The following is a 1,561-nucleotide window of genomic DNA, read 5'->3' on the forward strand; positions in this document are numbered from 1 at the left end:
ACCCGCCGAACGCGACCGCGTAGAGCACGCTGGCCTGCCACGTGATCGCCAACCGTGCGTTCGCAGACAGTCGACTCATCAGGGACGTGGTGGGGACGCTGCGACCCGGAGCGTCGCGCATCACGAACCACGCCAGCACTGCGTAGAGCCCCAGCGCGATGGCGGTCAGGGCGAACGGAACACGGTGTCCGACGTCGGAGTACAGCTTCACGGTGGTCAGGGCGCTGATGGCGGTCCCACCCATGCCCGCTCCGAACACACCGACTGCGAATCCGCGTCGCTCCGGTGGGAACCAAGCGTTGACGAAGGGGACACCGACCGCGAACGAGGTCCCGGCTATGCCGAGAAAGAATCCGCCCACCAGGAGCGCCGGGTAGGAGGTCTGGGCGAAGAGGCCGATGAACAGGATCGGCACGATCGTGGCCGCGGAGACCAGCGGGAACATCACCCGTCCGCCGTAGCGGTCGGTCAGCCCACCGACGACGATCCGGCCCAACGAGCCGACGATGACGGGGACGGCGACGAGCAGTGCCACGTCACTCTCCGAGAGGTCACCGAGGGTTCCGGTCTCGCGGAAGAGCGGACCCAACGGACTCAGCAACGCCCAGGCCCAGAAGTTCACGGCGAAGCCGAGCGTCGCCATGAACAGCATCAACCCGGGAGATCGCTGCGCAAGCGGTGGCAAGGCACCCCGTGGTGGTGGAGGCTGCGCCTGCTGGCGCACGGCCTCTTCGTCGTGGTTGCGGTCGACCAGGGACTTCTCGCTCACGTCGTGCTCGTCGGAGACGCGGCAGGCGTGATCGTCTTGGCGACGCTCAGCAGCACGACCGAGTCCTCCACCGCCTCGAGTGCGTGACGGGCATCCGGGATGATCAGGAGATCGCCTGGAGATCCGTTCCAACGGACCTCGCCGCACACCAGCGTCACCCGGCCGTGCAGCACCTGGAGCGTCGCCTCGCCCGGGCTCTCGTGCTCGTCGAGGTTCGACCCACCGCGCAACGCGATCATCGTCTGGCGCAGCACGTGCTCGTGACCGCCGTACACCGTATGCGCGCTCCGACCGCTCGAAGCGGTGATGGCGATGTCCAGCTGGTGGCGCATCAGGGCTGTCAGCGACTGCTTCTGCATGACGTCATCCTTCGTTGGGGGTAGGGCTGGGCACGACGTTCGTCGGCGAGGGACAGCCGTGGGGACCCACTCGCGGCAGCGGGCTCGAAGACGCCCACCGAATCCAGCGATGAGTGGCATCTGAGCAATCCCCCTGCGTCGGCGAGGCCGCGACGACGCAGGCGCCACGACGGTTGACCGACACCGAGGTCCAGGGTGTCCACCAGGACAGTACTCGCGTTTCAGGTCTCTGCGGGAGCCGATCCGACCCCGGCCTCCGGGCTGCGCCGAGCCCACCCCCTTCGTTCTCCCAGCTCGTCAACGCCGGCGACCTCGGAGGCACCGGTCGAGCACCGACGGTGGTCGTCGCTGGACGTCTCGCCACGTCTGCCCTCCTCGACGGCGTCATCGAGCGGAACTCAGGACTGGTTCGTCGCATCTGCGTTGACCTCTG

3 protein-coding genes are annotated in these 1,561 nt (G+C 67.8%); 1 reads left to right on the plus strand and 2 read right to left on the minus strand.

Annotation, left to right across the window (positions count from 1 at the left end; all coding sequences use genetic code 11):
• Together H7290_RS08135 and H7290_RS08140 are read right to left on the minus strand one after the other, a co-directional pair.
• Positions 1-769: MFS transporter (locus H7290_RS08135; RefSeq protein ID WP_290513522.1), on the minus strand; the 769-nt coding region annotated here is incomplete at its 3' end.
• Complete coding sequence (locus H7290_RS08140) at positions 766-1,128, minus strand: cupin domain-containing protein (RefSeq protein ID WP_290513523.1); 363 nt, start codon at positions 1,126-1,128, stop codon at positions 766-768. The genes H7290_RS08140 and H7290_RS08135, both read right to left, overlap by 4 nt.
• Before the next feature lie 113 nt (positions 1,129-1,241).
• Here H7290_RS08140 and H7290_RS08145 point away from each other — a divergent pair.
• A partial coding sequence (locus H7290_RS08145) for a hypothetical protein (protein ID WP_290513524.1) occupies positions 1,242-1,561 on the plus strand: 320 nt, incomplete at its 3' end.

The sequence above is a fragment of the Aeromicrobium sp. genome, from assembly GCF_014378035.1.
Taxonomy (GTDB): Bacteria; Actinomycetota; Actinomycetes; order Propionibacteriales; family Nocardioidaceae; genus Aeromicrobium.